20 protein-coding genes and 1 tRNA gene are annotated in these 20709 nt (G+C 57.0%); 12 read left to right on the top strand and 9 right to left on the bottom strand.

Annotated elements, in window-relative coordinates; genetic code table 11:
• Nucleotides 1-9: 9 nt before the first annotated feature.
• From Q1A07_RS07520 to Q1A07_RS07490, 7 genes are read left to right on the top strand one after another with little or no spacing between them, the layout of a single operon-like run.
• Nucleotides 10-729 carry an ABC transporter ATP-binding protein gene (locus Q1A07_RS07520; RefSeq protein WP_299779397.1) on the top strand — a complete coding sequence of 240 codons (720 nt, stop codon included), beginning with the start codon at nucleotides 10-12 and terminating at the stop codon, nucleotides 727-729.
• Complete coding sequence (locus Q1A07_RS07515; protein ID WP_299779395.1) at nucleotides 729-1436, top strand: ABC transporter ATP-binding protein; 708 nt, start codon at nucleotides 729-731, stop codon at nucleotides 1434-1436. Before Q1A07_RS07520 ends, Q1A07_RS07515 begins: the two co-directional genes overlap by 1 nt.
• The gene (locus Q1A07_RS07510) at nucleotides 1433-2296 is read left to right on the top strand and encodes a branched-chain amino acid ABC transporter permease (RefSeq protein WP_299779393.1); all 864 of its coding nucleotides are present in this window, start codon (nucleotides 1433-1435) and stop codon (nucleotides 2294-2296) included. Before Q1A07_RS07515 ends, Q1A07_RS07510 begins: the two co-directional genes overlap by 4 nt.
• Nucleotides 2296-3354, top strand: a complete 1059-nt coding sequence (locus Q1A07_RS07505) for a branched-chain amino acid ABC transporter permease (RefSeq protein WP_299779391.1) — start codon at nucleotides 2296-2298, stop codon at nucleotides 3352-3354. Before Q1A07_RS07510 ends, Q1A07_RS07505 begins: the two co-directional genes overlap by 1 nt.
• Nucleotides 3355-3356: 2 nt before the next feature.
• Nucleotides 3357-5111 (top strand): FAD-dependent monooxygenase, encoded by a 1755-nt coding sequence (locus Q1A07_RS07500; protein WP_299779389.1) that lies wholly within the window; start codon nucleotides 3357-3359, stop codon nucleotides 5109-5111.
• Between the two features lie 7 nt (nucleotides 5112-5118).
• On the top strand, nucleotides 5119-5994 hold the full coding sequence (locus Q1A07_RS07495; protein WP_299779387.1) for an intradiol ring-cleavage dioxygenase: 876 nt from the start codon (nucleotides 5119-5121) through the stop codon (nucleotides 5992-5994).
• A complete protein-coding gene (locus tag Q1A07_RS07490; RefSeq protein WP_299779385.1) occupies nucleotides 5991-6824 on the top strand; it encodes a 3-keto-5-aminohexanoate cleavage protein in 834 nt (277 codons plus the stop codon). The genes Q1A07_RS07495 and Q1A07_RS07490 overlap by 4 nt, the downstream gene beginning before the upstream one ends.
• Nucleotides 6825-6943: 119 nt before the next feature.
• Here the strand turns inward: Q1A07_RS07490 and Q1A07_RS07485 are convergent, their stop codons facing one another.
• Together Q1A07_RS07485 and Q1A07_RS07480 are read right to left on the bottom strand one after the other, a co-directional pair.
• A complete protein-coding gene (locus Q1A07_RS07485; RefSeq protein ID WP_299779383.1) occupies nucleotides 6944-7606 on the bottom strand; it encodes a hypothetical protein in 663 nt (220 codons plus the stop codon).
• Nucleotides 7593-7853 (bottom strand): hypothetical protein, encoded by a 261-nt coding sequence (locus Q1A07_RS07480; RefSeq protein ID WP_299779382.1) that lies wholly within the window; start codon nucleotides 7851-7853, stop codon nucleotides 7593-7595. Before Q1A07_RS07480 ends, Q1A07_RS07485 begins: the two co-directional genes overlap by 14 nt.
• Nucleotides 7854-7883: 30 nt before the next feature.
• On the opposite strand from Q1A07_RS07480, the gene Q1A07_RS07475 reads away from it, so the two are divergent.
• Complete coding sequence (locus Q1A07_RS07475; protein ID WP_299779381.1) at nucleotides 7884-8105, top strand: hypothetical protein; 222 nt, start codon at nucleotides 7884-7886, stop codon at nucleotides 8103-8105.
• Between the two features lie 2430 nt (nucleotides 8106-10535).
• Here Q1A07_RS07475 and Q1A07_RS07470 read toward each other — a convergent pair.
• The 3 genes from Q1A07_RS07470 to leuB all read right to left on the bottom strand — a co-directional run bounded on the left by Q1A07_RS07470 (nucleotide 10536) and on the right by leuB (nucleotide 12855).
• A tRNA-Pro gene (locus tag Q1A07_RS07470) sits at nucleotides 10536-10612 on the bottom strand.
• Nucleotides 10613-10667: 55 nt separating this feature from the next.
• Entirely contained in the window at nucleotides 10668-11618 is a 951-nt protein-coding gene (locus tag Q1A07_RS07465) for a DMT family transporter (protein ID WP_299779379.1), read from the bottom strand.
• Between the two features lie 130 nt (nucleotides 11619-11748).
• Nucleotides 11749-12855: a 3-isopropylmalate dehydrogenase gene (gene leuB, locus Q1A07_RS07460; RefSeq protein WP_299779377.1), complete on the bottom strand. Its 1107-nt coding sequence runs from the start codon at nucleotides 12853-12855 to the stop codon at nucleotides 11749-11751.
• A gap of 180 nt (nucleotides 12856-13035) precedes the next feature.
• On the opposite strand from leuB, the gene Q1A07_RS07455 reads away from it, so the two are divergent.
• On the top strand, nucleotides 13036-13698 hold the full coding sequence (locus tag Q1A07_RS07455) for a DUF2306 domain-containing protein (protein WP_299779376.1): 663 nt from the start codon (nucleotides 13036-13038) through the stop codon (nucleotides 13696-13698).
• Here the strand turns inward: Q1A07_RS07455 and Q1A07_RS07450 are convergent.
• The 4 genes from Q1A07_RS07450 to leuC form a co-directional block, all read right to left on the bottom strand.
• Nucleotides 13695-14645: an endonuclease/exonuclease/phosphatase family protein gene (locus Q1A07_RS07450; protein ID WP_366944044.1), complete on the bottom strand. Its 951-nt coding sequence runs from the start codon at nucleotides 14643-14645 to the stop codon at nucleotides 13695-13697. The two genes, Q1A07_RS07455 and Q1A07_RS07450, sit on opposite strands and share 4 nt — an antisense overlap.
• A gap of 107 nt (nucleotides 14646-14752) precedes the next feature.
• Entirely contained in the window at nucleotides 14753-15595 is an 843-nt protein-coding gene (locus tag Q1A07_RS07445; protein WP_299779374.1) for a hypothetical protein, read from the bottom strand.
• A 315-nt stretch (nucleotides 15596-15910) separates the two neighbouring features.
• A complete protein-coding gene (gene leuD / locus Q1A07_RS07440; protein WP_299779372.1) occupies nucleotides 15911-16516 on the bottom strand; it encodes a 3-isopropylmalate dehydratase small subunit in 606 nt (201 codons plus the stop codon).
• A gap of 113 nt (nucleotides 16517-16629) precedes the next feature.
• Nucleotides 16630-18036, bottom strand: a complete 1407-nt coding sequence (gene leuC / locus Q1A07_RS07435; protein ID WP_299779370.1) for a 3-isopropylmalate dehydratase large subunit — start codon at nucleotides 18034-18036, stop codon at nucleotides 16630-16632.
• A gap of 231 nt (nucleotides 18037-18267) precedes the next feature.
• Between leuC and Q1A07_RS07430 the strand changes: the two genes are divergently transcribed.
• The 3 genes from Q1A07_RS07430 to rlmH all read left to right on the top strand — a co-directional run bounded on the left by Q1A07_RS07430 (nucleotide 18268) and on the right by rlmH (nucleotide 20626).
• Nucleotides 18268-19605: a mechanosensitive ion channel domain-containing protein gene (locus Q1A07_RS07430; protein WP_299779368.1), complete on the top strand. Its 1338-nt coding sequence runs from the start codon at nucleotides 18268-18270 to the stop codon at nucleotides 19603-19605.
• Between the two features lie 158 nt (nucleotides 19606-19763).
• Nucleotides 19764-20132, top strand: a complete 369-nt coding sequence (gene rsfS, locus Q1A07_RS07425) for a ribosome silencing factor (RefSeq protein WP_299779366.1) — start codon at nucleotides 19764-19766, stop codon at nucleotides 20130-20132.
• A 23-nt stretch (nucleotides 20133-20155) separates the two neighbouring features.
• A complete protein-coding gene (rlmH, locus tag Q1A07_RS07420; RefSeq protein WP_299779364.1) occupies nucleotides 20156-20626 on the top strand; it encodes a 23S rRNA (pseudouridine(1915)-N(3))-methyltransferase RlmH in 471 nt (156 codons plus the stop codon).
• Nucleotides 20627-20709: the final 83 nt, after the last annotated feature.

Raw genomic sequence — 20709 nt, 5'->3', positions numbered from 1 at the left:
GGAACTCTCATGACCATGCTCACCCTTCAAAATGTATCAAAAAGCTTTGGCGCGCTGACCGTGACAGACAACGCTAGTTTCGAGGTGCCCAAAGGGCAGGCGCTGGGTATTATCGGGCCGAACGGCGCAGGGAAATCCACCCTCTTCAACCTCATCACCGGTAATCTGCGGGCCGATCAGGGCAGGATTCACTTTGAAGGGCGCGATGTTACCACAGTTTCAGCGATGGAACGTTGCCTGACAGGCATCGGGCGGTCCTTCCAGATCCCGCAACCTTTCGAGAAGTTGACCGTGTATGAAAACCTTCTGGTTGCTGCCACACACGGCCGCAATCAATCGGAGGCTGAGGCGCATGACGCTTGCGTCGACGTACTGGAGCGTACCGAGATGTTGCGTCGTGCGAACCTCCCTGCGGGCAAGTTGAGCCTTCTGGAGCGCAAGCGGCTGGAACTTGCGCGTGCCATGGCGACGAACCCCAAGCTTTTACTATTGGATGAAATCGCAGGCGGTTTGACGGAAGGCGAATGCCAGGCGCTGATCGGCACGATCAAAGATATCCACGCTCAGGGCGTTACGATCATCTGGATCGAACACGTTCTGCATGCGCTAACCTCTGTTGTCGAACGCCTGCTGGTTCTGGATTTCGGAAAGGTCATCGGCATCGGCGACCCAGACGCGATCATGAACTCGAAAGAGGTCAAAGAAATATATTTGGGGATCGAGGTCTGATGGCACTTCTGGAGACGCAAGGCCTGACCGCGAATTACGGTGACTTCCAAGCTCTCTTTGGTGTCGACATAGCCCTGAGTGAGGCGGAAACGATTGCGATTATCGGCGCCAATGGTGCCGGAAAAACCACGTTGATGCGCTCGATCTCGGGCGTGCTGCAGAATGCACCCGACATGGTGCGCTTTGAGGGGCAGGGGATTGGTGCCCTGCCTGCAGATGAGATCATGGCACAGGGCGTCGCCATGGTGCCCGAGGGCCGCAGACTGTTTCCGTCGCTTACGGTCGAAGAAAACCTGATGATCGGCGCCTACGGGCGTAGCACGGGCGGACATTGGTCGCTGCAGACGATCTACGATCTGTTCCCGATCCTCAAGGAACGCCGTCACAATCCCGGCACGGCTCTTTCAGGTGGCCAACAGCAGATGGTCGCCATTGGCCGTGCGCTGATGTCGAACCCTCGTGTTTTGCTATGCGATGAAATCAGCCTTGGCCTCGCGCCGGTCGTGATCAAGGACATCTACAAGGCCGTGCCTGCCATACAGGCCGCCGGTGCCAGCATCATCGTCGTGGAACAGGATATCGGTCAGGCCATGGCTGTGGCTGACCGGGTGTATTGCATGATGGAGGGCCGCGTGACGTTGTCGGGCACCCCCAGTGAGCTGAGCCGTGAGGCCATCCACGACGCCTATTTTGGAGCGGGACATTGATCTGGGTTGATACAATCGTGCAGGGTGTTCTGCTGGGCGGTCTCTATGCGCTTTTCGCCGCAGGCCTGAGCCTTGTCTTCGGGATCATGCGGCTGGTGAACCTCGCTCATGGTGATCTGATCGTCATGGGGGCCTACCTGATCCTCGTTCTTGTCACCCTGCTGGGGCTCCCCCCGTTTGTCGCGTTGCTTTTCGCTGTGCCTTTGATGTTCGCGTTCGGCTGGGGGCTGCAGAAGTTCCTGCTGAACCGGACGCTCGGTGACGATATTCTGCCGCCGCTTCTGGTAACATTCGGACTGTCTATTGTGCTGCAGAACGCGCTGTTGGAAGGTTTTTCGGCCGACAGTCAGCGCCTGCCAACGGATGCATTGACGACGGCCTCTGTCGCCGTCGGGCCCTTGAACCTGGGCGTTATGCCGTTGCTCACCTTTGCCTCGGCGATTGCCGTGATCATTGGTCTCAATCAGCTTTTCTATCGCACCTCGCTGGGGCGGGCTTTCAGGGCCACGTCGGACGATGCGGTGACCGCAAGCCTCATGGGGATCAAACCGGCCAATATTTTCGCAACGGCCACGGGCATTGCCTTGGTGATCGTTGCAATTGCCGCATTGTATCTGGGATTGCGCTCCAACTTCGATCCCAATGTCGGACCCGCGCGCCTGATCTACGCTTTTGAAGCAGTCATTATCGGCGGGCTTGGCTCGCTCTGGGGTACGCTTGTCGGGGGGATCATCATTGGCGTGGCGCAGACCGTCGGGGCGGCGCTGAACCCTGAATGGCAAATTCTGGCCGGACACCTGGCTTTCCTCGCGGTGTTGCTGGTGCGCCCGCGTGGCCTCTTTCCAAGGGCGCATGACTGATGGCTACTTATTCTGTTCAAACCCGCACGCGTGCCTCCAGTGGCTTTGCAGTCTTTGCGACACTTGCGATTGTCCTTTTGATCCTGCTGCCCTTCTTCGCCGGGCGCAGCACCATTCAGGACATGTTCTTTATCCTGACCATGCTGGTGCTGGCGCAGTTCTGGAACCTTCTGGCAGGCTACGGCGGCCTGGTGTCCATCGGCCAGCAGGCGTTTGTGGGCATGGGCGCTTATGCGATGTTCGGGGCGGTAATCTTGCTGGGGGTCGACCCCGTCCCGTCGATCCTGCTCGCGGGTGTCGCGGCGCTGATTATTGCCGTGCCAACCGCCTTTTTCGCCTTCCGTCTGCAAGGGGCTTACTTCGCCATCGGCACATGGGTCATCGCCGAGGTGTTCCGCCTGCTGGTCGCGCAGTGGAAGACGCTGGGCGGAGGCACCGGCACGTCATTGCCGCGCTCGGCCACGCGGGAGATGTGGTTCACCGATGCGATAAAAACGCTCTTTGATGTGAAAGCCTCTGCCGCGCGTGACATCCTGGCCTACTGGCTGGCGCTGGCGCTGGCCCTGGCAACCATCGGCGGCATCTATTGGCTGTTGCGTACCCGGCGCGGCCTCGCCCTCGCGGCGGTGCGCGACAATACGGAGGCCGCGAAATCCGTTGGGGTCGATGCGGCACGCATGAAATGGGTGGTCTTTCTGACATCGGCTTTTGGAACCGGCCTCGCTGGCGGGCTGATCTACATGCAAAAGGCGCGTATCTCGCCCGACGCGGCATTCAGCGTCACTGACTGGACAGCCTATGTCATTTTCATCGTTGTGATCGGTGGCATCGGCACCATCGAAGGTCCGATACTCGGTGTCCTTATCTTTTTCGCCCTGCAATCGCTGCTGGCCGACTTTGGCAGCTGGTATCTCATGACGCTGGGCGTGCTCGCCATCGTCATCATGCTGATAGCACCTCGTGGCCTTTGGGGGCTGATCTCGGAACGCACGGGCGCACATCTCTTTCCCATTCGCCGCAGGTTGACCGGCGGCAAGCTTGACCAACTGGAGGACTAATCATGGCAGACATCACAACAGACGTGCTTATCATCGGAACGGGTCCTGCCGGGTCCTCCACCGCGGCGCTCTTGTCCACCTACGGCGTCGAGAACATGATCATCAACCGCTATCGCTGGCTGGCCAATACGCCACGCGCGCATATTACCAACCAGCGCACGATGGAGGTGCTGCGTGATCTGGGCCACGACGTCGAGGATGAAGCCTATATGTTTGCGGCAGAGCAGGAGCTCATGGGCGAAAATGTCTTTTGTGAAAGCCTCGTGGGCGAAGAGATCGGACGCATGAAAAGCTGGGGCACGCATCCGCTCTCCAAGGCCGAACATCTGCTGAGCAGCCCCACATTCATGAACGACCTGCCGCAGACCTTTATGGAACCGTTGCTGTTCAAGACGGCCTGCCAGCGCGGCACGCAGGCGCGGATGAGCACCGAATACCTCAGCCATGTACAAGACGCAGACGGTGTTACAACCACATGTCTGGATCGGTTGACCGGCAAGGAAGTGACCATCCGGTCCAAGTATCTCGTCGGGGCGGACGGGGGTAATTCGCTGGTCGCGGATCACATTGATCTTCCATTCGAAGGCCAGATGGGCGTGGGCGGATCGATGAACATTCTCTTCAAGGCCGACCTGAGCAAATACGTAGCTCATCGTCCTTCGGTGCTTTACTGGGTCGTTCAACCCGGCGCGGATGTGGGGGGGATCGGCATGGGCCTGGTCCGCATGGTGCGCCCGTGGAACGAATGGCTGATCGTCTGGGGCTATGACATTAACCAACCACCTCCTGACGTCGACGATGCCTTTGCCACAAAGGTCGTACGCGATCTGGTGGGCGATCCTGATCTGGAAGTGGACATCACCAGCTGGTCCACATGGACGGTCAACAACTACTATGCCACGCATCTGCAAAAAGATCGCGTGTTCTGCATGGGTGATGCGATCCACCGGCATCCCCCCTCCAATGGTCTGGGCTCCAACACGTCCATTCAGGATGCCTTTAATCTGGCGTGGAAAATCGCGGCTGTTCTCAAAGGGCAGGCAGGGGATGCGCTGCTCGAGACCTATTCGGTTGAACGCGCTCCTGTCGCCAAACAGATCGTGACCCGCGCCAATCAGTCGATTGGCGAGTTTGGACCAATCTTTGAGGCACTGGGGCTGACCGAGAGCAATGATCCCGAGACAATGCAGAAAAACCTCGAAGCGCGCTGTGACAGCACGCCCGAGGCCGAGACACAGCGCGCCGCAATTCGTGAGGCAATTGCTTTCAAAAAGTATGAGTTCGACGCCCATGGGGTCGAAATGAACCAGCGCTACAAATCAGGCGCAGTTGTGACGGACGGTCAGATGGAACCCGATTTCGCTCTTGATGCGGATCTTCACTATCAACCAACCACATGGCCCGGCGCGCGGATTCCACATGCATGGCTATTTGACAGAGAGGGCAACAAGCACTCCACCCTTGATTTGGCCGGCCATGGTGTCTTCACGCTCTTCACCGGGCTTGGCGGCAAGCGATGGGTCGATGCGCTGACCGAGATCGGAAAAGAAATGGGAATTGATGTCGAGGCACATGTCGTCGGCCCCCGGCAGATCTACGTCGACCATGTGGGCGATTGGGCACGCGCGCGAGAGGTCAGCGACGCGGGATGCATCGTGACCCGTCCGGACCAGCACGTTTGCTGGCGGCACGACGGTCTGGCGGATGACCCCAAAAGTGAACTGCGCCGCGTGTTCACACAAATTCTGGCGAAGTGAGGATGTTATGACCGAAACAGGATATTTTACCGAAGCCAACTCTGCAGAAATCGTTGCCAGCCGCAATGCAGGTGCCAAGGACGCGCGACTGGCAGAGGTGATGAGCGCCATAACCCGCCACCTGCACGCAGCCGTAAAGGAGATCGAGCCGACGCAAGACGAATGGTTTGAAGCGATCCAGTTTCTGACCAAAGTCGGCCATATGTGCAATGACTGGCGGCAGGAGTTCATTCTTCTGTCGGACGTCATGGGCGTGTCTATGCTGGTTGATGCGATCAATAACCGCAAACCATCGGGCGCATCGGAATCGACGGTTCTGGGTCCGTTCCACGTGGAAGATGCGCCGGAGCTTCCCATGGGATCTGACATTTGTCTCGACCAGAAGGGGGAGCCGATGCTGGTCAAAGGACGTATTCTTGATACCGAAGGCAATCCGATCGACGCGGCAAAGATCGACGTCTGGCAAGCCAATGATGAGGGCTTCTATGATGTTCAGCAAAAAGGTCTGCAGCCGGAATTCAACCTGCGCGGTGTCTTTCGCACAGAGGCTGATGGAACTTATCATTTCAAAGGCGTGAAGCCAAAATTCTATCCAATTCCCGATGATGGCCCGGTCGGGCAGATGCTGGCCAAGCTTGGGCGGCATCCCTTCCGGCCGGCGCATCTGCACTACATCCTGGAGGCAGATGGGTTCGAGACACTGATCACCCATATCTTCGATCCAGACGATCCCTACATCCACTCCGATGCCGTCTTTGGCGTAAAAGAGAGCCTGCTGGCCAAGTTCGAACTGATAGAAGACCCGGATCGTCTCAAAGAGGCTGGCTTCGATGCTCCGTACTACGAAGTGGTGCATGATTTCGTATTGGCGCCTTCGAAATGACCAAGCCCTGTATCATCTGTGTGGCCATAACCGGATCATTGCCCACAAAAGAAAACAATCCCGCGGTGCCTATCACCGTTACGGAACAAATCGAAAGCACGCATGAAGCTTTTGAGGCAGGTGCCACGGTTGTGCATGCGCATGTGCGCAATGACGATCAGACACCATCCAGCGATCCCGACAGGTTTGCGGCCCTGCAGAAGGGGCTGGAAAAACACTGCCCGGGCATGATTATTCAGTTCTCAACCGGCGGGCGTTCCGGAGCGGGCAGGACCCGCGGCGGGATGCTGCCTCTAAAACCAGACATGGCCTCACTGTCCGTAGGGTCGAATAATTTCCCTACCCGTGTTTATGAAAACCCGCCTGAACTGGTTGATTGGCTGGCCGCCGAGATGAAATCACACGGTGTGAAGCCTGAGATCGAAGCCTTTGATTTGTCACATATCCTCAAAGCTGCAGCGATGTATCAGGCTGGCCAAATTGCGGATGTGCCTTACGTTCAATTTGTCATGGGGGTGAAAAACGCAATGCCGGCAGACCGCCACGTGTTTGGTTTCTATGTGGAAACGGTGAAGAGACTATTTGGAAACGATGTTCCTTGGTGTGCGGCCGGGATAGGTGCCGCCCAAAGGGTTTTAAATGACTGGGCTATTTCATCCGGTGGCCATGCGCGGACCGGGCTCGAAGATAACGTGAGACTTGATAGGTCAAAGCTTGCTCCCTCGAACGCTGCGCTTGTCCGCAGAACCGTTGGTATGTGCGATCAATATGAGCGGCCAGTGGCCACAGCCATGCAAGCGCGCAAAATACTTGGCATTGATCCAGCTTGAACTGTTCCAATACCGATGAATGTCTGCGATGCGGACATCGAACCCAAAATCGCCGCACCGTCGATCAAGGCCGGCTTCTAGCGACTGCAAGATGCACTTTGTACGGCGACCCGGATCTCCTAGGCGCCAACAGTCTGGTAGTAGTCGACCGCCTGAGGTTCGATGTCCCAATTCCACCAAAATTGCGTATTGAATTCGACAATCTCACTACCGAGGAAAAACTCCTCATACTGGTAGGAGACGGTAACATCGCTCGAATCCATCCCTTGGAAGCGCACTAGATCGACACCGCGACCGTCTCCCAAAATCAGATCGTTGCCGAACCAGGTGGTGCTGTCCCCAGCATCCTCCCGCAAGATGATGGTGAGGTCATCTTGTGGATTCAGATTACCATGTACTTCGTCACTGGTCAGATAGATGTCGTCTCCGGCGCCACCTTCAACAACATCGGTGCCTCCTGAGTGTACGATGACATCTGACCCCGCATCGCCCTCAATGGTATCATTTCCGTCGGTATCGTAGGCAAGTAACCTGTTGACATAGGCGTCGAAGCTTTCGCCCTCGCGATAACTCGCTTCAGCACCATTGTCGTAAATGTAGTCCGCGCCTTCACCGCCGTGCAGTTCATCGTGCGCAGCCGAGCCCGTAAGCGTGTCATGCCCATTTGCCGTATAGGCAGTAATCCGAAATCCGCCCGTGATTTCGTCGTCATTTTCTTCGTAAAGGCGGAAATCTGCTTCGCCTCCCGCATCGGTCAGTTCGAAGACTTCAAAATTCTGCAACCGCAGAGCTCCTAACCGGATACTGATCTGACTTGTCAGACTCAGTTGCCTCAAACAAAAACTCACCCAGATATGTCGCCTCAAGCACTCCCCAAGGCCCAAAGATGTTAGGAGTGGCAGGAAATGCACCAATTGTACGATATTCAGAATAGGTGTTTTCAGAGCCTTCTGGAGCCCAGATCAAATACATGTGTTTTGCGGCACCAAATGTCCCGCCAACATCTCTATTCTCAAGGTAAATCGGCATTGTCTCTCCCAAACTTTGCTATTTCGATCCATGAGCTATGACGTAGGAAACGCGATCGCCGATCATCATTATCCGGACGACACCACCACATCGTCCGCGCACGAGGCGATCAAGAAGTGTCGGGCTTTTGATGCAGAAATTCAGCAGCCGGTCATAGCCGCCTCGTGGGGTATCCCTAAACTCTGGTGCTTCACGGCTCTCGATAAATGGCATTCTGTGACTATCCATAAATGCGATGAGCTGTTTGTCTGAACAGCGTATCCCTGCTAGCGCTTCTTCCAGCAATATCCGGCGAAGGTTCTTCGGACCGCCTTGCGCAATTTGCTCCGAGTACATAGTCATCGGTGATGACCAGAGTATTGCGTGGCATTGGCGGTAGACCTCAGGTACGTCGACTTTCTCAGCAGAGCTGCCACGCCCCCATGTTGAAGCAGTTACCAGTAAGAGCAGAAAAAAAATCAGTTTCGCGACTCGTTTCACTTTCTTACACCCTCCAGTGTTGAGCTGGTATGTCGGTGCATACTGTCATCTTCGGAGCCTCTTGTGTGGCTCTACTTATTACCACCACCGCCGACATGAGTGACAATGCCTTCAAACGTGTGGATGGAGATGTTATTGCATCGCTTCCCAAAGATGATGGACCGAAACGACCATGTGCAGTGCACATAGCCATAGCTAAAGTCATAATGGAACCGACGGTTCGGAGGGCCGAAGGGTCCGGTTGATGCACCTGGTGGACTTCCACGGTGCTTTCCAACAGTCCAACCACCTGCTTTGAAATAGGAATCCAAATCTTCTGCGTCACACGCAACGCCAATCAGAATGCCGGTGTCGATGACACTACGCCAATTTGTCCCGCCGTTGTTGGTCAGTGCATTACGAAGAGGCCCCTCCAAAACCTCAACGCATGTCCTTTTCTCGTCTGAGCTGGCGTTAGAGGCCAGGATGCCAACTGCAAAACCTAAGAGGCAAACTGCTATAGTTTCTCGAATTGTCGTTCGACGGATATGCGGCATTACAACCTTCCCAGTTTGTCTAGGCACTTGTTCCCGCTAGGGCTGCGTTTACGGCGATTGCATAGGAGATTCTTCAAGAGTTCTGAGGGGATCGGTCACTTGCTTGAATTCATACAGATAGATCGTCGTCGAACATGCAGCTCCGAAGCTTGAAATGGCATAATGGACTTTTCCAGGGCCACATCGCCAATCTCTTGATGCTTTGACTTCTGTTTTCATGAAACGCTGCATAAATCTAGGTCTCGACAGCGTGCTTATAGTAATGCGAGTACATCGGTAGCTCTCGAGGTTGGCAATGAAAAGGAACGCTACGGACTTGAATTTTGACTTTATGTTTAACAAGCCGAAGAAATTACGATTTGCCACGAATGAGGAACTGAACGCTTCTGCGCCTTCTAAGCAGACGTCTGTTCCGAGGTAATGCTCGCTCTGGCGATAGTGGATTTGCTGAGTAAGGTGATGGTGAGCGCTTGAATTTGTATCACCCTTGATGTGGCGATATCCGCGTTTAATGAGGGTATGCAAATTTTTCTATTGAAATGGTCGCTTGCTCCAATTCCTCAACTCTAGTGAAATGGCTGTCTGAATTGCTCCGAGGTACCTCATAGGAAACGAAGGACATTAGAGGTAAAGGATCGTCCAAGTTCAGAGGTATAGCATAGAACATGCAATCGACCGATGTGCTTCTTGGAATCGGGGTTCAGTATTCGCCTGCAATCCGTAAGGTGAGCACAACTGAAGCGATCCACTATATTCGTCGCGAGCAATTGGGCCGTGAACTAGCCGGTTGATCAGGGCCGTTCTTCTATTTCATTGGACCTGCAGTGATCGAAACTATTTTTCCTCTGAGCAAGGTTACACCCGACTGAGCCCTACACCCGCCTGTTAACCACCGCATGGGCCAAGATCTAGTAAGGCAAAAAACCAGTCCGCGGTCCCCTCGAAAGCTTTCACCAGAGATATCCACAACCCTAAGAAAGTGCCATCCACCCGTCTCAAACCAAGAGATTAAGTCATTCTCACTGCCGGCCAAATTAGTGAGCTGGTGTCCCGAACGGTCCGAATTAAGCTCTGGATAGGAACTACCTCGCAAAGCCCAATCCAGTTCGTTTAGTTTCTCAGAGCAACTCTGTTGCGATGCAAGGCCCAGCAGCCCAAAGGCTCCCAATAGTTCACTTGTGTGCTTTCCAAAAGCGGAAGTAGAGACATCTTCAGCAGAGAGATCTTCCACCGCCGAACGATAATGCACTATAGGCGGGTTGATGTCATGCCATTTCGCAGATTCATAAGAATGCTCCGCGCGTGCCTGGTCGGTGAGGGTCAATGCCAAGCCACCGCAGCCCCAGAATAGAAGTATCACCAATAATCTCTTAACACTCATCAAAACACTTCGCCCCTTAAGGATTGATGAAGCAACACAGTATTCTGGACATCCATGAACACGCACTTCTTATCCCGCTGAAATAGTTGAAGTCGCATTTTTGTTTTTGCAGATTAGAGAGGGTTCAAGGAGTAGCCATTTCTTACTGCTCTTTTGCCACGTACAGCAATATCTTCACCTACTTGCAATCAGACAGGTGCTATTGCTCTACTTTTTTTAGGTAGAGGACAAGGTGATGGTCCCTGGGACAAAGTCCCTGCAACTCTACAACAATGACCGCATCTTTGGTCGGGCTGAGAGGATTCGAACCTCCGACCCCCTGCTCCCGAAGCAGGTGCGCTACCAGGCTGCGCTACAGCCCGACCGATGGCGCCGAAATAGCGCCATCACCACGCCATGGCAAGCGTATGATGTTGCCTATTTCCGGCGTTTGTCTTTCCGCAAGAACGGTGACACGCGCGGTGTCGTGCCGGTCTCCGGGCGTGATCGGGTCCGCAGCACAGGCTGTTCAGAGTCCTCGGACCTGCTCTCTCGTAAGACAATGAACAGCCCGCTGGCGATGATGATGGCAGAGCCGATGATCGTGTTTCTATCGGGCTGTTCGTCAAAGAAGAGCAGGCCATACATTGTGGCCCACAGGATCTGCGAATATTGCATCGGTGCGACAATGACAGCCTCGCCGTTGTTGTAGGCGGCAATCAGAAAACGTCCCGCGGTCCAAGCCAGAACCGCGATGATTCCAAGTTTGCCAAGATCGGCCAGCGGCATAGGCTGATAAACCAGGGGGAGCAGGGCAGCCATCACGATGAAATTCGCCATCATCGGGTAGAGCATGATGACAACCGTGCGTTCCTCCCGGCCGATTTTGCGCACGATGATTGATGCAAAAGACCCGCAAACAGCCGATACGAGGGCCGCGAGATGGCCGAGTTCCAGCTCTGCCTGTCCGGGACGCAAAACCACCAGAACGCCCGTCAACCCGACCGCAACGGCGATCCAGCGGCGCAGTTTTACCTGCTCGCCTAGGATTGGAATGGCAAGAACCGTGATAAGCAGCGGCGAGGCAAACAGAATGGCATAGACCTGCGCCAGCGGTAGGACGGAAAAGGCGTAAAAGGCACAAAATCCGGTGATCACCGCGGCGACCGTGCGGGCGGCCATCCACCAGGGGTGCACCGGGATCAGGGTGCCGGGCGTGGCATCGCGCAAGAGGTAGAGCATCGCCAGCGGAAAGCTGAACAGAACGCTGAAAAATACGATCTGCACGGGAGAGTATCCACCGCCGAGGACCTTGATGATCACGTCGTGGCTGGCGAACAGGCCAAAGGCGGTCAGCGCCATCAGGGCGGCTTTGAGGTTCGGGTTCATCGGTGTCGGGCCTTGGTCAGAATCAGGCGATCAGACGGGTGGTGCCACCCGTCTGACCCCTACCTTAGACTGCAACAGATCGGGTGCCTGCAAGGCCTGATCACGTCAGGCGACCGTCAAATGGCGTCTGTTACAAGCTTTTATCGAGTGCGCCAAGAATTGCGTCACCCATTTCGGTGGTGCTGATGGGAGTGCCGCCTTCTTCGCCCATCAGATCGGCGGTGCGTGCGCCGTCCGCCAGAACTTTTTCGATGGCCGCTTCGAGCCGCGCGGCCTCGTCGCCCTGATCAAAGGAATAGCGCAGCGCCATGGCAAAGCTGAGGATGCAGGCGATTGGGTTGGCTTTGCCTTGCCCGGCGATATCTGGTGCGGAGCCGTGCACGGGTTCGTAAAGGGCACGCGGTGGGCCGTTCTCGGTCGGCTTGCCCAGGCTGGCAGAGGGCAGCATGCCAAGGCTACCGGTCAGCATCGCCGCGCAGTCGGACAGGATGTCGCCAAAGAGGTTGTCGGTCAGGATCACGTCGAACTGTTTGGGTGCGCGCACCAGCTGCATCGCCCCGTTGTCGGCATACATATGGCTGAGCTCGATGTCAGGATAGTCGGTGTCGCGCACCTTCTGCACGACTTCGCGCCAGAGAATGCCGCTTTCCATCACATTGGCCTTCTCCATGGAGCAGACCTTCTTGCCGCGACGCCGCGCCAGCTCGAAGGCTGACCGGGCGACACGGTCGATTTCACCTTCGGTATAGCGCTGGGTGTTGATGCCGACACGCTCGTTGCCTTCTTCGAAGATGCCGCGCGGTTCTCCGAAATAGACGCCGGACGTCAGTTCGCGCACGATCATGATGTCGAGCCCGGCCACAACATCTTTCTTCAGCGAGGAGAAATCCGCAAGCGCGTCAAAACACTGGGCGGGGCGCAGGTTGGAAAACAGGTCCATCTCCTTGCGCAGACGCAGCAACCCGCGCTCGGGTTTCACGCTGAAATCCAGATCGTCGTATTTGGGACCGCCGACCGCACCCAGCAGTACCGCATCCACCTCAAGCGCCTTGGCCATCGTGTCATCGTGTAGCGGCGTGCCATGCGCGTCATAGGCCGCACCGCCAACCAGATCTTCGCTCACATCGAAGGCCAGATCACGTTTGGCGCCGAACCAGTCAATGACACGCTTGACCTGTTCCATGACTTCCGAGCCGATGCCGTCGCCGGCGAGGATAAGAAGGGAAGGGTTGGCCATGGAACGTCTCCTGCAAAATCTGTTGCTTGCGGCCTACCGCGCGGTCCTGTCAGGGTCAAGAAGGCGCAGGGAATGAGCAAGGCTGCAAAGCAGGAATACGTCGGAGTTCCGGTACTCGCGCATGGCGGAGCCGACCCCTCAGGGCTAGAGTAACGATCAATCCGTGTTGAGGAGGTGCAGGTGCAAACAGCGAGATACCGCCAGATATCCATTCGTATCGGGTTGGTCTTTCTGATCCTGCATTCTCTGCCCTTCGCGATCTGGGCAATTCATTCCGGTGCCTTGCTGTTGATCAGTCCGGACATGTCGGAAAACAGGTTTTACACCCCCGGCGGCACTGGCACCAACATTGCGATTTTTGCACATATGTCTCTGGGTGCGCTGCTGATGGTTTTTGTTCCGCTGCAGTTCTGGCCGGGTCTGCGGGCGCGGTTTACGGCCTACCACCGGTGGTCCGGTCGGCTGCTCTGTCTGGGAGCTGGCGCGATTGGCCTTGCCGGTTTAGCCTATATTTTTGTACGTGGCACCATCGGCGGGTTCTGGATGGATCTTGGCTTCGGCGTCTACGGAGTTTTGGTCTGTCTCAGTGCGGGTCAGGCCATCCGCTATGCCCGCAGAAGGGACTTTGCAGTGCACCGCCGCTGGGCGTTGCGGGTTCTGGTGTTGACTTTCGGCTCATGGCTTTACCGGTTGCACTACGGGATCTGGTACTTCTTCACCGATGGTCTGGGGTCCACGCCGGACTTCGACGGCACGTTTGATCTGGTTCAGAACTTTGCATTCTATCTGCCCTACCTCCTGCTACTCGAACTATGGCTGCGCCGTGAGCCCCGAACGGCCTAGCGCGCGATATCGACCCAGACAAGACGGTGGCGGCTCGCGATCTCAACGGCCTGTCCCAAGGGCGTTTCGGGGTCCGGCCACACCACGCCCGCGCCCAGGACGCGCCAATCCGCGGAGGGCAGGACGTAGTCAACCCGCAGATTTCCGGGGATGGGATCGTCCCAGTCCACTGTGTCTAAGGGATCGCCCGTCATGATGTCGCTGCCGGTGCTCCGCGGCATCGGATCCTGCAGCCGCGGATCATCCAGCGTGGTCGTGATGGCAGTCTTGATCCCTTCGCCGCCCCGCCGGTCCTGGTTGAAATCACCCATCAGGACAAATTGGTCCTGTGGTGCCGGGCCAAATGTTCCGGCCAGATAATGCTGCCAGAAGGTGATTTCGTCATGATTGCGCCTGCCATTGCGGTCTTCCGGCCCGTCAAAGACCGGTGGGCTTGCATGAAAGGTCATGATCGTGACCCGGCCGATGTCCGGCACGTCAACCGGCACAACCCAATGCGCTGTGGTGGACAGGCGCTGGATGGCCTGAGCTTCCTCTGAGGGGAAGGGTTCATCGTCTTCGTGTGGCAGTAGTGCATCCGGGAAATCCCGCCAAAGCATCGCACTGAAATCCTGCACCGCATCCGTGTTAATCGGGTATCGCGACAGCACGGCCATGCCGCCCTGGCCTGAAAAGCGGCCGTAGCTTTGCGCGTCTCGGGGTCCACCACGTCTGCCATCACCGTCCATGTCGAGACCGGTGGCCATGCCCGTGTTGGGGCGGGCTGCGAAACTGTAGGGGAATTCGATGTCCCACGCGGTCAAGGCGCGCTGATACGCCATGAGAGCTGCCCCGGTCAGATCGTAGTCAAACCCCTGCAGAACAAGAACATCGGGGTGTGCTTCGGCAATGACCTGCAGCGTGGCTGTGATTTGAGGATCTTCGCCCCGCACAATATCCCGTAGCAAAAGGCCGGGCCCTCTACGCGCCAGTTCAGTGTTGAATGTCGCAATTCGTAAACTGTCTGCATCCGCACTTGTCGCGGCTATGGTTGCCGCAATGATGAGCGCCGAGGTCAGGCTGTTTGGTATTCGGCGTCCTCGGCAGCTGTCCGATAGGCACGCCGCCGTTTTTCCTCGATCATACTGGCGACCCGGCTCATTGCGATTCCGCGCATGATCATGCTTGCAGGAAGAAAGGCCCATGCGGTGATCGTCCAGATAAGGGTTTGAGGGTTCTCAAGTGACACCGGGTTTACCAGATCGGATGTGGCCTTGACCACCGCCGGGATGATGAACGGCAAGAGAAACCCAATGGCGATATTCACCCGTGCATCACGCTGCAAGCGGTGCAGCACATCTCCCCCCGCAGTCGGGTCGAAAAGGGGAAGGTTGACCCAAACGTTAAAGGCCCCTTTGCGAACAGGCCAGCCCCAAAGACGCACCAGCGCGACAAAAGCAACCATGGCGACAAGCGAGATGAGATAAGATATCCCGGCAGCTGACCGGACGGTGTTAATCACCTCGGTCGACGCGTCATAGGGCAGCATCAACACGATCAGGCGCACCGGGGAATACGGGAAGTCGATCCCGTTGCCGATGATTGTCCCGATTGCCGTAATCCCCTGGCTCATTGAGTTGGGGTCAGAGCTGCCGCGCGCAATGGCGGTTAGCAGGAATACCGTGAGAAACAACGCGACAAACCGCAACCGGTTAAAAGGGGCGGCGTCTCGGAATTCCACGATGCTGGGCGATGTGGAGTTGTATTCAACAAATGTCAGAAAGGCGGCAAGCAGTGCCGCAAGCACCACCAATTGCGATTGATCCGATGCCACATCGGGCAGCAAAAGAGCTGGTGTGGCGATCAAAAGCGCCACCAACAGTCCGCGCATGACTGCGCCTGACATACGTACAAGCATCCGTTTTCTTCCCTTCAAACTGGTCAGCCGCGATTCGTTGCCGCGTCTTGTCCCAACTTGATGCCACCGGGGCGGTGGTCTGCTGCCTCATTCTTGCCCCATTTGTGACATCATTCGTCTTAGTTCCACAAGTGTCATGGTTAACAAGACGCAATCCATTGGGCGTTTTGAGGGAAGAGGTGGTGCCTTCTTGCATCAATACTGTGGCAGAAAACTGGCAACACCCAAGATGTAGTGGGCGCCGTCGAGGTGCCCACTAAAATCATGTTAATAGTTTGTCATTGTCCCCGATTGAGGAACCTGCCGCGATCAGGGTCAGACCCAGGGACGGGCCTGCGATGCAGCCGTCTCAAAGCTGTCGATAGCCGCTGCCTTCTCCATTGTGAGGCCAATGTCATCAAGGCCGTTCATCAGGCAGTGCTTTTTGAAAGGGTCGAGATCGAAGCTGAAGACTTCGCCATCGGAACTGGTCACGGTCTGCGCGTCCAGATCGATGATCATTCGGGCGTTCGATCCCTTCTCGGCGTCCTTCATCAAGAGGTCCACCTGCTCCTGCGGCAACGCAATGGGCAGGATGCCGTTCTTGAAGCAGTTGTTGTAGAAGATATCCGCGTACGACGGGGCGATGATGCAGCGAATGCCAAAATCCTTGATCGCCCAGGGTGCGTGCTCCCGTGAGGAACCGCAGCCAAAGTTATCACCGGCCACAAGAATCTCCGCCTCGCGATAGGCATCCTTGTTGAGCACGAAGTCCGGAATTTCCTTGCCATCGTCATCATAGCGCATCTCGTCAAAGAGGTTCACGCCGAGACCTGAACGCTTGATGGTTTTCAGGAACTGTTTGGGAATGATCATGTCAGTATCGACATTGATCAGCGGCATCGGGGCGGCAATCCCGGTCAGGGTATTGAACTTGTCCATTTTGTCTCTCCTCGCCTTCAAAAGGCTGTCGATTCAACGATCATATCGTGGTGATGTGAACCGCATGTGGTGCAATCAGCAGGTAGGGTGGGCTTTCAGGCCACCTACTCCCGTCACATCATTTCGCGTACATCCGTCAGCTTGCCGGTGATGGCAGCGGCGGCGGCCATGGCGGGCGACATCAGGTGCGTGCGTCCGCCGCGGCCCTGCCGACCTTCGAAGTTGCGGTTGGAGGTCGCGGCACAGCGTTCTCCCGGCTGCAACTGATCCGGGTTCATCGCCAGACACATGGAACAGCCCGCAAGGCGCCACTCAAAACCGGCCTCCTTGAAGATATCCGCCAGACCTTCTTCCTCGGCCTGCGCGCGCACAAGGCCGGATCCGGGCACGACCATCGCCCGCAGCCCGTCTTTCTTCTTCTTCCCCTTCAGGATCGCGGCAGCGGCGCGCAGATCCTCGATCCGGCCGTTGGTGCAGGAGCCGATAAAGACCGTGTCGATCTCCACATCCGACAGCGGCGTGCCCGGCGTCAGACCCATGTAGTCGAGGGAGCGCTGGGCGGCGCCAATTTTCCCGCCTTCGAAATCATCCGCTGCAGGCACAGCAGCGGTAATGGGCAGCACATCCTCGGGCGAGGTGCCCCAGGTCACAACCGGCGCGATGTCTTCACCCTTCAGCGTGATGATCTCATCCCATACGGCGTCATCATCAGAGAAAAGTGTTTTCCACCAGTCCATCGCGGCTTCCCATTGTGCGCCTTTCGGCGCATGCGGGCGACCTTTGCAGTATTCGAATGTCTTCTCATCAGGTGCAATCAAACCGGCGCGGGCGCCGCCCTCGATGGCCATATTGCAGACGGTCATGCGGCCTTCCATGGAAAGGTCGCGGATCGCTTCACCGCAGTATTCGATCACATAGCCGGTGCCGCCCGCGGTGCCGGTGGCGCCGATGACGGACAGCGTGATGTCCTTGGCGGTCACGCCCGGGCGCAGCTTGCCGGTGATCTCGACCTTCATGTTCTTCGACTTCTTCTGGATCAGCGTCTGGGTGGCCAGCACGTGTTCCACCTCAGACGTTCCGATGCCATGCGCCAAAGCCCCAAAAGCGCCGTGGGTGGCTGTGTGCGAGTCGCCACAAACAACCGTCATCCCCGGTAGCGTCCAGCCCTGTTCCGGCCCGACGATATGTACGATGCCCTGCCGGATATCGGAAACCGGATAATAGTGGATGCCAAAATCCTTGGCGTTGGTATCCAGCGCCGCCACCTGAATGGCGCTGTCTTCGGTCATGTTCGACGGGTCTTCGCGGCCCGGCGTGGTGGGCACGTTGTGATCCGGCACGGCGATGGTTTTCTCCGGTGCACGCACCTTGCGGCCCGTCATGCGCAGCCCTTCAAAGGCCTGCGGGGACGTCACCTCATGTACAAGGTGGCGGTCGATATAGAGCAGGCATGTGCCATCGTCGGCTTCATGCGCGACATGGGCATCCCAGATTTTATCATAGAGCGTTTTGGGGGACATGGGTCCTCTCCCGTAATGTGAAATGGGTCAGTTTGGGTGAAGCGCGGGCTTATAGCCGCGCCAGCACGGTATGGGTCGCCCCAAAGAAGCGTTCACGCAGGCGCGCGCGATCATCCATATCAATGATGCGTGTCATGCAAGACCAGATACAGGGCTACAGGCGCTGCCGCAAGGGTTGCCGGGTTGTGAGAGCCGTTTGTCTGTGTCACTTTCCGGTCAAAAGGAGCGCCGATGGAGACCGAAGAAGAACCTTTTGCCGCCGCATTGATGTCGGTTGATGAAATTTGGTTCCTCTTCACCAGTTTCCTGGAAAGCGTAATCACCCCCGGCTGGCGGCAGAATCAGGTGCTGATCGTGCTGGGGTTGGCGGTGCTCTGCTACTTCCTGCACATCGTTTCGGGCCGCGTGATTGAAAATCAGGTGCGCGCGCGGGAAGGGTGGTCCAAGTGGCAGCTGCGCATGATCGTCCAGATCAAACGGCGCATGGGGTTGGTCTGGTTCGCGCTGCTGGCGGGCGGGCTTTACCTCTTTATGCAGCAGATCACCTGGCCCTCTCGATCATATTTCATCGGGCTTTCGGCCACGCTCGCCATTGTCTGGACCGGCATTGCCTATGCTGCCCGGCTGGTGCGCAACCGATTCCTGCGACGGCTGGTGACCTGGGGGCTGTGGATTTACGCCACGCTCTATTTCGTCGGTGTCTCGGATGAGGTTTCCGAATTCCTCGATGATCTCGCGCTGGACGTCGGGGATTTCCACCTGTCCCTGCTCACTCTGATCACCGCGGCGGTGGTGATCGGCGTGTTCTTTACTGTTGCCCGGCTGGTCAGTTCCACCACGGCCTCCAGCATTCGCAAGAACGAAGACATCAGCCCGTCAATGCAGGTGCTGGCCGTCAAAGCGGTGCAGATCACACTTTACGGATTTGCCTTCTTCATGGGGGTCAAGGCGGTCGGGATCGACCTCACAGGGCTTGCGGTCCTATCGGGTGCGATTGGTGTGGGCCTTGGTTTCGGTCTGCAAAAGGTCGTCTCGAACCTTGTGTCCGGCGTAATCATCCTGCTGGATAAATCGATCAAACCCGGCGATGTGATCAGCCTGGGTGAGACCTTCGGCTGGATCAACTCGCTCGGCGCGCGCTACGTGTCGGTTGTTACGCGGGATGGCAAGGAATACCTGATCCCGAATGAAGACCTTATCACCAGCCAAGTGGTGAACTGGTCGCATTCCAATGAATTCGTGCGGTTGGATATCTTTTTCGGCACCTCCTACGGCTGCGATCCGCATCAGGTGCGTAAGCTGGCGATAGAGGCGGCGGCGGATGTTGACCGGGTGCTGGCGCATCCCAAGCTTCCAGTGTGCCATATTGTCGGATTTGGCGACAGTTCTGTGGACTACATCTTGCGGTTCTGGATCAGTGATCCGACCGGCGGGCTGACCAATATTCGCGGAAACGTCTATCTCGCGCTCTGGGATGCGTTTGAAGCGCACAACATCTCCATTCCGTTCCCGCAGCGTGAGGTCCGGATGCTCACAGATGAACAGGATATCGTCCGGGACGGGACGTAAGGTTAACCGATCTGTAACGCTGTCATTGAATTGTTGCAGCTGCGTTGTTACCCTGTAGGTACCCCAGCGCCGGGGGTCCGGCGGCGCGTTCAAAGGAGGACAATGTCCTGTCAATCCATGCTGATGCAGCAGATGCTGCTCAAAACGGGCCTGCAGTAATGGTCACTGAGGCCGACACAGCCACCAGCGAAGCGCTCCTGGCAACCATCCTTTCATCCCTTTCCGACGACAAGGCCGAAGACATCGTGCAGATTGATCTGCGCGGCAAGACCGAGATTGGCGACTATATGGTCATCTGCTCCGGTCGCTCGACCCGGCAGGTGTCTTCTATCTCGGAAAAACTCGCGCAGACGGTCAAAGATGAATATGGTCGCACTGCCAAGATGGAAGGCAAGGAGACCGGAGATTGGGTTCTGATCGACACAGGCGATGTGATCGTGCACGTGTTCCGTCCGGAAGTGCGCGAATTCTATCAGCTTGAGAAGATGTGGCAGCCCATGAGCGGCTCGGAGACGGCGGCCAACTGATCCCTTTGGGGTAGGCCGGTTTCATGCGTGTGCATATCATTGCGGTTGGACGCCTGAGGGCGGGGCCGCAAAAAGACCTGATTGATGACTATTTGCAGCGGTTCGACCGCACCGGGCGTGCGCTTGGCCTCGGCCCGGCGCGTGTCGTGGAGGTGGACGACCGCAAAGGCGGCGGCATGGCGGGAGAGGCGGCGCTGATCCGTCGGGCGCTGCCTGCGGGCGCTGTTCTCGTGGCTTTGGATGAGCGCGGAAAGCTCGAAACGTCGCCCGCCTTTGCGCAGCGGCTTGCAGGATGGCGTGACGCAGGGCGCGGAGATCTGGCGCTGGTGATCGGGGGGGCGGACGGGATCGATCCGGGCTTGCGGGCCGAGGCCGATTTGTCGCTCTCCTTTGGCAAGATGGTCTGGCCGCATATGCTTGTGCGCGTCATGCTGACCGAACAGCTCTATCGCGCGGCGTCCATCCTCGCGGGTGCGCCCTATCATCGGGAGTGACAGCCTGAGAGGCACCGGCGGCGTTATCTGTGTCACTGGCAGCTCAGGTCTTTAATTTCCTGGTCAGAGTGGGAGTATGTACA

Source organism: uncultured Roseobacter sp. (genome assembly GCF_947492555.1).
Classification (GTDB): domain Bacteria; phylum Pseudomonadota; class Alphaproteobacteria; order Rhodobacterales; family Rhodobacteraceae; genus Roseobacter.
This window is presented reverse-complemented; position numbering and strand designations above follow the sequence as displayed.